The sequence below is a fragment of the Citrobacter sp. wls718 genome (assembly GCF_005280945.1).
In the GTDB taxonomy this organism is placed as follows: Bacteria; Pseudomonadota; Gammaproteobacteria; order Enterobacterales; family Enterobacteriaceae; genus Citrobacter; species Citrobacter gillenii.
The window spans coordinates 267,185-277,063 of the sequence record NZ_SZWV01000102.1 but is presented as its reverse complement, the minus strand read 5'-3'; the positions used below and the strand labels follow the sequence as shown (position 1 = coordinate 277,063).

At 53.9% G+C, this 9,879-nt stretch carries 7 protein-coding genes and 1 pseudogene; 3 read left to right on the top strand and 5 right to left on the bottom strand.

Annotated features, from left to right (window positions below):
- Positions 1-404 (top strand): annotated as a pseudogene (locus tag FDW95_RS19975) (ISNCY family transposase); the annotation flags it as partial.
- A gap of 167 nt (positions 405-571) precedes the next feature.
- Here the strand turns inward: FDW95_RS19975 and yjiA are convergent.
- The 3 genes from yjiA to btsT all read right to left on the bottom strand — a co-directional run bounded on the left by yjiA (position 572) and on the right by btsT (position 3,993).
- Positions 572-1,528: a GTPase gene (gene yjiA / locus FDW95_RS19970; protein ID WP_096758431.1), complete on the bottom strand. Its 957-nt coding sequence runs from the start codon at positions 1,526-1,528 to the stop codon at positions 572-574.
- A gap of 12 nt (positions 1,529-1,540) precedes the next feature.
- A complete protein-coding gene (locus tag FDW95_RS19965) occupies positions 1,541-1,735 on the bottom strand; it encodes a YbdD/YjiX family protein (protein WP_003830038.1) in 195 nt (64 codons plus the stop codon).
- Between the two features lie 107 nt (positions 1,736-1,842).
- Positions 1,843-3,993, bottom strand: a complete 2,151-nt coding sequence (gene btsT, locus FDW95_RS19960; RefSeq protein ID WP_096758430.1) for a pyruvate/proton symporter BtsT — start codon at positions 3,991-3,993, stop codon at positions 1,843-1,845.
- A gap of 489 nt (positions 3,994-4,482) precedes the next feature.
- Between btsT and tsr the strand changes: the two genes are divergently transcribed.
- Positions 4,483-6,147, top strand: coding sequence for a methyl-accepting chemotaxis protein (gene tsr / locus FDW95_RS19955; protein WP_115259543.1), 1,665 nt, complete (start codon positions 4,483-4,485; stop codon positions 6,145-6,147).
- Between the two features lie 82 nt (positions 6,148-6,229).
- Here tsr and FDW95_RS19950 read toward each other — a convergent pair whose 3' ends face one another.
- Together FDW95_RS19950 and FDW95_RS19945 are read right to left on the bottom strand one after the other, a co-directional pair.
- A complete protein-coding gene (locus FDW95_RS19950; protein WP_115259542.1) occupies positions 6,230-7,591 on the bottom strand; it encodes an MFS transporter in 1,362 nt (453 codons plus the stop codon).
- Between the two features lie 213 nt (positions 7,592-7,804).
- Entirely contained in the window at positions 7,805-8,719 is a 915-nt protein-coding gene (locus FDW95_RS19945; RefSeq protein WP_115259541.1) for a GntR family transcriptional regulator, read from the bottom strand.
- Between the two features lie 137 nt (positions 8,720-8,856).
- On the opposite strand from FDW95_RS19945, the gene FDW95_RS19940 reads away from it, so the two are divergent.
- Positions 8,857-9,879 (top strand): zinc-binding alcohol dehydrogenase family protein, encoded by a 1,023-nt coding sequence (locus FDW95_RS19940; RefSeq protein WP_115259540.1) that lies wholly within the window; start codon positions 8,857-8,859, stop codon positions 9,877-9,879.

The following is a 9,879-nucleotide window of genomic DNA, read 5'->3' as shown; positions in this document are numbered from 1 at the left end:
ATGGAAATATAGGGGCCAATCCATTGGTCGAGAACATTGTTTCTCTGTTAGTTACCGGGTCCACTAATGACAGCCAGCTCAAGACGCTGTTTAATTATATTTTGCGAACCGGTGATGCACCTCGCTTCAATACGTTTATCAGTGCGATTGTCGAACGTTCACCGCAGCATAAGGAGCATTTGATGACGATCGCGGACAGATTGCATGAAGCGGGATTTAAAAAAGGGTGGCTGGAAGGCAAACAGGAAGGTAAACAGGAAGGTAAACAGGAAGGGCTGATGGAGGGGCGGCGTGATGAAGCATTGCGTATTGCCCGCACCATGTTGACCGACGGTATCGATATCAACACGATACAAAAAATTACCCGACTGTCCGCTGAGGATATCCAGGGTTTAAGCCATTAGATATGTGCGGTACATACACTCGCCAGCGGCAACGCTAACCATGCTGTTTCTGGTACACCGCATCTTAAACTGCATTGCCGTGATGCGGTTTGTAATTACCGAGTGAAGTAGTGATTGGCGCTGTGCCGGTAGGCAGCGTAACCACCTGATCCGGCCTACAAAATCATCTACTTCTTCAAGCCCGCAAATGCCGCCCGAATTTCGTCTTCCGGCAGGTTAATACCGATAAACACCAGCTGGCTGTGCGGCTGTTCGTCGCCCCACGGGCGGTCCCAGTCGGCGCTGTACAGGCGCTGAACGCCCTGGAACAGCAGGCGGTTGGGTTCGCCTTCGATCCACAACATGCCTTTGTAACGCAATAGTTTTTCGGCAGATTCCAGCAGCAGGTTTTCCATCACCCTGGACACGTCGCTGATATTCACCGGGTAATCCAGTTCGACGACGATCGAGGAGATATCGTTTTGTTTGTCGGCGATAAAGTGGAAACGCGGTTTGGCGCTGACCACGTTCTCTTCCAGCATAAAACCGTTGGTGTCGAACAGCTGCGCGAGGTCGATATCGCCATGGGTGACGGTATACACCGGGGCGCGGGCGTTGATGCGCGCCAGCCGCTCACGCAGTTTCTCGCTTTCACCTGCTACGTCGGTTTTGGTCAGCAGGATGCGGTCGGCGTAGCCAACCTGCGACTGGGCGATGGTGAACTGGTTCATCTGTTCGTCGGCGTGCACCGCGTCAACCAGCGCGATCACGCCGTCCAGCAGGTAGCGTTCGCAAATCACTTCATGGGAGAAAAAGGTCTGAATAATCGGGCCGGGATCGGCCATGCCGGTGCACTCAATCACCAGACGGTCAAAATCGATCGCCCCCTTGTCGAGGTTGTCGAGCAGGTCTAACAAGGCGTCTTCCAGTTCACTGGAACGGGTGCAGCAGATGCAGCCGTTAGTCAGGGTTTTGATCTGTGTGGCGCGGTCGCCAATCAGCTGATCGTCCACCGAGACTTCGCCGAATTCGTTTTCGATAACGGCAATTTTGTAACCGTGCTGCTCGTTGAGAATATGGCGCAGCAGGGTGGTTTTACCCGCGCCGAGAAAACCGGTGAGTAGGGTGACTGCAATCGGGGTCATTCATTTCTCCTTCTAACAGCAACTGCTTCCGCCGCTACCGTAGCGGGCTTCCTGGCGCTCGCGGAAGAATTCTTCGTAGGTCATGTACGGCTTATCGGGATGGTTGGTCTTCATATGCTCGACGTAGTTGTCGTAGTCCGGAATACCAATCAGCATTTTTGCCGCCTGACCGAGATACTTTTTTGCCTGACCTAAAGTACCAAACATTCTGCCGTCCTGTTAATGAATAAAGCCGGATGGCGGCTTGCGCCTTATCCGGCCTACGTTAACTGCATTCTGTAGGCCGGGATCGCTGCGCGCCTCCCGGCATCAGGTTAGTGGTGTGAAGAGGTCTTCACGCCGCCTTCCGGCACCGGTACATACGGCGTCTCTTTATCAGAGCGGCCGTTGATGGCGCGGGCTTTCTGCCAGGTACGGAACCCGTAGAAAATGATGCTGTACACCACCACCAGGAACAGAATACTCAGGCCTGCGTTGGTGTAGTTGTTGATGACGATATGGTTCATGTTGGCAATCTGCTGTGCGGTCAGTTCACCGCCGTTAGCAATCTTCTCTTTGTACTGACTTGCCATGAAGAAGAAGCCTTCCATCTGCGGGTTGGTGCTGAACAGTTTCAGACCCAGCGCCCAGGTGGTGCAGATCAGCAGCCATACGGCCGGAACCACGGTGACCCAGATGTATTTGGTGCGCTGCATTTTAACCAGTACCACGGTGCCGAGAACCAGCGCCACGGCGGCCAGCATCTGGTTAGAGATGCCGAACAGCGGCCACAGGCTCTTCACGCCGCCCAGCGGGTCAACCACGCCTTGATACAGCAGGTAGCCCCACAGGCCTACGCAGCCCGCAGTACCCACAACACCTGCAACCAGGGAGTCGGTTTTCTTCAGGAACGGGACGAAGTTACCCAGCAAATCTTGCAGCATAAAGCGGCCAGAACGGGTACCGGCATCCAGTGCGGTCAGGATGAACAGCGCTTCAAACAGAATACCGAAGTGGTACCAGAAGCCCATGTCAGCCATCGGCAGCACTTTGTGGAACACGTGAGCGATACCGACAGCCAGCGTCGGTGCGCCACCGGCGCGGTTCAGAACGGACGGTTCACCAATGTCTTTCGCGGTTTGCAGGATCTGCTCAGGCGAAATCACGAAGCCCCAGGAGCTGACGGTTGCCGCTGCCTGCGCGGTCACGTCTTTCAGCTGTGCCATAATCAGCGGCGCGTTCTCGCCACCCATTTCATGCAGGTTTGGCATGGTGATGCCAAGGCCCGCAGGCGGGGTGTTCATCGCGAAGTACAGACCCGGTTCGATGATGGAGGCGGCAACCAGCGCCATAATTGCGACGAAGGATTCCATCAGCATGGCGCCATAGCCAATGAAACGCGCATCGGTTTCACAGGCCAGCAGCTTCGGTGTGGTACCGGAGGCGATCAGCGCGTGGAAGCCAGACACCGCGCCACAGGCGATGGTGATGAACAGGAACGGGAACAGTGCCCCTTTCCACAGCGGACCGGTACCGTCAACGTACTGGGTCATCGCCGGCATTTTCAGTTCTGGGTTCAGGATAACGATACCGACAGCCAGACCAACGATAACGCCGATTTTCAGGAAGGTGGCCAGATAGTCGCGCGGGGCGAGGATCAGCCATACCGGCAGCAGCGCAGAGATAAATGCGTAGCCGATAAGCGTAAAGGTAATGGTGGTGTCTTTAAAGGTCAGTGCCGGGCCCCAGTACGGGTCGTGGGCAATCACGCCGCCGAAGTAAATGGAGGCAACCAACAGAACAATACCAATTACCGACACTTCGCCCACACGTCCCGGGCGCAGGAAGCGCATGTAGATCCCCATGAACAACGCGATCGGTACGGTTGAGCAGACGGTGAACACACCCCACGGGCTTTCCGCCAGCGCTTTCACCACGATCAACGCCAGCACTGCCAGGATGATGATCATGATTAAGAAGCAGCCGAACAGCGCGATGGTTCCCGGTACCGGGCCCATCTCTTCTTTGATCATCTCACCGAGAGACGCGCCGTTACGGCGAGAAGAGATAAACAGCACCATGAAGTCCTGCACTGCACCGGCCAGCACCACGCCCGCCAGCAACCACAGCGTACCAGGCAGGTAGCCCATTTGCGCGGCCAGTACCGGTCCAACCAGCGGACCTGCCCCGGCGATAGCAGCAAAGTGGTGACCGAACAGGACGTTACGGTTGGTTGGGACGTAGTTCAGACCATCGTTGTTGATGACCGCCGGCGTGGCACGCGTAGGGTCTAGTTTCATCACTTTCTGGGCGATGTACAGACTGTAGTAACGATAGGCCACCAGATAAACAGAGACAGAGGCGACCACGATCCACAGGGCGCTGATGTGTTCACCCCGACGTAATGCCACTACCGAGAGGCAAAATGCACCGATGATTCCGAGAATCACCCAGGGTATGTGCTTGAATAACTTTTTCGTATCCATAGTAAAACCTGGTTTTTTACCCGTCATACTTCAAGTTGTATGTGCGTTGGCTTCATTCGTTCACCCCAGTCACTTACTTTTGTAAGCTCCTGAGGATTCTCTCATTTGCCGCCTTCTTACAACTCGAATTATCTAGGGTACCGATTAATAATTGGCCGAAGCCGCGTGAGTTTGAGTGTGTGTTTGAGGAGATAAGTTGACTACTATGTTGGGAGGATCTTGCCAGAGAATTACGCGCGTAAAGTAAGGTAAATATGTGAGTGGTTATATGTCAGCTTAAGCGGTCCCAAGTGTCAGCGAGCGGTTCCGGGGGGCGCTAAATGGGGATGATTATGTGATTGAGATCACTAAAAAACTCCTTTAGAGCCCTTACGGAAGGCGGTATCGCCGATTCGTCGATGCTGCGATCGATTCAGGAAGCACGAATTCCGTAAAGTTTTCTCTTTTCAGGCCGAAAATTCTGACATCTGTCTAGCGGAAAGAGAAAACATGTTAAAACGAATGAAGATTGTTACCAGCTTACTGCTGGTATTGGCGCTGTTTGGCCTTTTACAACTGGCCTCGGGCGGGTTGTTCTTTAATTCACTGAAGAATGACAAGGAGAACTTTACCGTTCTGCAAACCATTCGCCAGCAGCAGTCTGCGCTGAATGCGACCTGGGTTGAACTGCTGCAAACGCGAAATACCCTGAACAGGGCAGGGATCCGCTACATGATGGATCAGAGCAATATCGGCAGCGGTGCCACCGTGGCGGAGCTGATGCAGGTGGCGAGCACTGCGCTGAAAATGACTGAGAAAAACTGGGCAACCTATGAATCGCTGCCGCGCGATCCGCGTCAAAGCGAAGCCGCGTTCCAGGAGATCAATCGTACCTATGACATCTACCACGGTGCGCTGGCAGAGCTGATCCAGTTGCTGGGCGACGGCAAGATCAATGCGTTCTTTGATCAGCCGACACAAAGCTATCAGGATGGCTTTGAGAAGCAGTATATGAACTACATGCAGCAGAACGATCGTCTGTATGACATTGCGGTTGAAGATAACAACAGCTCTTACAGCCAGGCGATGTGGGTGCTGGCTTGCGTGCTGATTACCGTGCTGGCGGCCATTATCGCCGTCTGGTTTGGAATTAAGTTCTCTCTGATCGCCCCGATGAACCGCCTGATTGACAGCATTCGTCATATTGCCAGCGGTGACCTGGTGAAGCGCATCGACGTGGAAGGCTCCAACGAGATTGGGCAACTGGCCGAGAGCCTGCGCCACATGCAGAGTGAGTTGATGAGCACCGTGGGTGATGTGCGTAACGGTGCTAACGCCATTTACAGCGGTGCCAGCGAGATTGCGATGGGCAATAACGATCTCTCGTCACGTACTGAGCAGCAGGCGGCTTCGCTGGAAGAAACCGCGGCCAGCATGGAAGAGTTGACGGCAACCGTGAAGCAGAACGCCGAAAACGCCCGTCAGGCCAGCCATCTGGCGCTGAGTGCCTCTGAAACGGCGCAGAAAGGCGGCAAAGTGGTGGACAATGTGGTGCAAACCATGCGTGACATTGCCTCCAGTTCACAGAAAATTGCCGACATTATTAGCGTGATCGACGGCATTGCCTTCCAGACTAACATTCTGGCGTTGAACGCCGCAGTAGAAGCGGCACGCGCAGGTGAGCAGGGCCGTGGATTTGCGGTGGTCGCCGGTGAAGTCCGTAACCTGGCCCAGCGCAGTGCGCAGGCCGCGCGCGAGATCAAGAGCCTGATTGAAGACTCGGTCAGCCGCGTGGATGTCGGTTCAACGTTGGTTGAAAGCGCCGGTGAAACCATGGATGAGATCGTCAATGCGGTGACCCGCGTGACCGATATCATGGGGGAAATCGCCTCAGCATCTGACGAGCAGAGCCGCGGTATCGATCAGGTCGGTCTGGCCGTTGCCGAGATGGATCGTGTAACCCAACAGAACGCCTCGCTGGTGGAAGAGTCCGCTGCCGCCGCGGCGGCGTTGGAAGAACAAGCCAGCCGTTTGACCCAGGCCGTTGCCGTGTTCCGTATTCAGCACGATCAAAAGCGTCCGCGTGATGTTGCTGCCGTAAAACCGGCATCGACAACCACCCAGCCGCGTAAAGCCGTGGCGACGGATGCGGGTGAGAACTGGGAAACGTTCTAAGCCTGTGATGCCGGATGGCGCTATTGCTCATCCGGCTTACCGGGAAGGTATGTGTAGCCCGATGCTATCGGGCTACACGTCATTACTCCTGACGCGGGTCGCTAATCGGCTGGCGAACCAGGAAGATATAAGCGAACGCCCCTACCATCGTCACGCAACCACAGATAATCAGCGCCAGACGGAAAGAGTTGGTGGTATCCACGATAAATCCGGTGACAATCGGTGCGAACGACGCACAGATAAAGCTGGCAAAGTTCTGAATACTGCCCACGGACGCGGTCATACGGGAAGCCACTGCGACGTGGATCAAACCCCAGCAGGACGTGCCGGCGAAGTGGATGCAGAACAGCGCCATCCCAATCAGTAACACGGCGGCCATTGAGGTTGTCGCCTGCGGTACCACGAAGGTGAATGCAGTAGAGCAGAACATCCCGGCAATGATACAAATCTTACGACTCTTAATCGGCGCCATGCCGCCTTTCACCAGCCAGTCGGTGACAAAACCGTTAATCAGCATGCCAGCTGCGCCAAACAGGAACGGGATCGCGGCCATGAGTCCGGTACTTTTTAAATCCAGGTTATAGGATGTTTGCAGGTAACCCGGCAGCCAGGCCAGATACAACCATGCCGTGTAGTTGATGCCGCTAAAGCCCAGCATCATGCCCCACATGGTACGGTTACGGAACAGGCTGCGCCATTCGGCAAAGCTCAGCGGATCGCGGCGGGCATTGACGCTACCGGCGTTCAGGTACGCTTGTTCGGTGGCGCTCAGTTCAATCTGCTCGCGGTTGCGATACAGCATGTACCAGCCGATGGCGAGGAAAATACCCAGTACGCCGATAGTGATAAACATCCAGCGCCAGCCCATCACCAGCATCATCGCGGCCAGAATCGGTGGGCTAATGGCGACACCAATCGTTGAGGCAGCGTTGAATAACCCCATTGGGCGGCCGCGCTCTTTAATGTTAAACCAGTCGTTGATCACCTTCACGCCGCACGGGTTCATTGGCGCTTCACCAATCCCCATCCCGATACGTACCAGCACAAACTGAGTGAAGGTATGTACCATGCCGGACATCGCCTGAAACAGCGACCAGAAGAACATGCCTAGCCCCAGCATAATGCGCGGGCCTTTGCGATCCAGCAGCGGACCGCAGGGCAGTTGCGCAATACCGTAAGCGAGAGAGAACACGGACAGCAGGATGCCTATTTCGGTTGCGCTGAGTCCCAGTTCTTCACGAATTGTCAGGTTAGCTACTGACAGTGAACTGCGGTCGAGATAATTAATGACCGCCGCAAAAAATAATAAAATCATTGCTGTGGTCTGAATACGTTTTATTCGACTGCTGCGTTGCACCATGCCGTCTGGCGGGACATTAATATCCGCAGATGACGAGGTGCCAAACGAAGAACTCGGGTCGAGGGTAATATTATTTTTTTCCACGCCGGACTCCTGAACCTCAATAATTTATTTTTACACGGTGCCAGACCGTGCTGTATTGAAAAATACCAGTGATAAATCACGTTATTCATCACCGCTCACGAAATTTTTTTAATGCAGTCGACTTAGCGTGAGCATAGGCAAGAGGTTTTTTCTGGCGTTTTTATTTTTATAAAATCGTGCTCCCGGTAGTGGTTTGCTGTTTTTTATCCGTTCTTAATGGGTGCTGTCACTGGTTTGGTTGATAGAGCGAATCATCGATTGTTTGGCTGAATTCAAATGGTTACAGAGTGCCAGGGTGGCATCCAGGTCGCTGCGACAGATCAGCGCGCTGAGAATGGTCATATGCTCATCGATGGCAATGATGTTGCGCTGCTTGAGGTCGCTTTCGTCCCACTGATAGTGGAAGTGGAAAATCACAGAAATTATCTCAAGTGACTGATTGAAAAAGATATTATCAGCAGCGGAAAGCAGCAGGGCGTGGAACTCGCGGTCTAACTGCGAGAACATACGAAAGCTACTGCCAATGCTGTCGCGCAGCATCCGGTGGTGCTCAAGCAGCGTTTTGGCCTGTAGCCAGCGCGGGTCGTTGTCGGGCAGATTCAGGAAATGCTGCAAAGAATGCGTTTCCAGCATTTCGCGCAGTTCGAACAGTTGTTCGGCATAGGCCTGGTCGAACTGCTTCATGCTCCACTGACCACGTTTTTCGTTTTTAATCAGGTTGTAACGTTCGAATTTTAAAAGGTATTCCCGCACAACGACCGGGCTGACGCCCGCTGCTCTGGCAAGCTGCAGCTCGGAGAACGTTTCGCCTGCGCGCAGCTGGCGCTGGTTAATCATAGTGAAAAAGGCCTGTTCAAAAATACGATTTTGCTCAGCCATGGAGGCCGTAGTGCAATCAAAGCCGTCGTCATGATCCGGTTTGCGTACGATTACGTAGTGGCTACCCACCTGCGTCAGCACACCGCATTCAGCTAAATGGCCCAGCATATGGCGCACGGTGGTGCGGCTGATGTTGTACATCTCTGCCAGCGCGCTTTGCGAAGGAAGTGGGGAAGGAATATGACCCCGCGCCATATCATCAATTATCTGGTTAATCACATTGTGGCGTAGATTCTGTGAACGGCTCATGGCGTCTCCTTTTTACCTATTAAAACCCGATTTAAAACATTTTTATGCGTTGGGTTTCACAGATTATGTTTCTGCTTGCGCCAGCATTTTTATTTTCATCGATATCTGAGGCAACAAAAAAACAGGAGAGCAGAATCATGTCTACGATGAATACACTGATTTGCCAGGAACCCAAAAAATTAGTCTGGAAAGAACGTGATATACCTATTCCGGGTAATGGCGAAGCATTAATAAAAATAAAGTCTGTCGGAATTTGTGGGACCGATATTCATGCCTGGGGTGGCAATCAACCTTTTTTCAGCTATCCACGCGTATTAGGCCATGAAATATGTGGGGAAGTTGTCAGTCTGGGGCGGAATATACAAAATCTGGAAATAGGCCAGCAGGTTGCGGTTATTCCTTACGTTGCGTGCCAACAGTGCCCGGCGTGCCAGAGCGGGCGCACTAACTGCTGCGAGAAGATTTCGGTGATTGGCGTGCACCAGGATGGGGGCTTCAGCGAATACCTGTCCGTGCTGGAGACCAACTTGCTGGATGCGCAGGGCATTGATCCGCAGGCGGCGGCGCTGATCGAACCGTATGCCATCAGTGCGCATGCTGTGCGTCGGGCTGCCGTGGTGCCTGGCGAGCAGGTGCTGGTGGTGGGGGCGGGGCCGATTGGTCTTGGCGCAGCGGCGATTGCCAAAGCCGATGGTGCGCAGGTGGTGGTGGCGGATACCAGCCCTGCCAGGCGGGAGCATGTAGTCTCCCGCTTAGGATTACCGGTTATCGATCCCTCTGCTGAGGATTTTGACGCGCAGCTACGCGCGCAGTTTGACGGTTCTCTGGCGCAAAAAGTGATTGATGCGACGGGGAATCAGCATGCAATGAACAACACGGTGAATTTGATTCGTCACGGCGGCAGCATTGTGTTTGTTGGGCTGTTCAAAGGTGATTTGCAGTTTTCTGACCCAGAATTCCACAAGAAAGAAACCACCATGATGGGCAGTCGCAACGCCACGCCGGAAGACTTTGCCAAAGTCGGTCGCCTGATGTCGGAAGGTAAGCTGACGGCGGACATGATGCTGACTCACCGTTACGCGTTTGCCACGCTTGCAGAGATCTACGAGCGGGATGTGATCAACAACCGTGAACTGATTAAGGGCGTGATCACCTTCTGA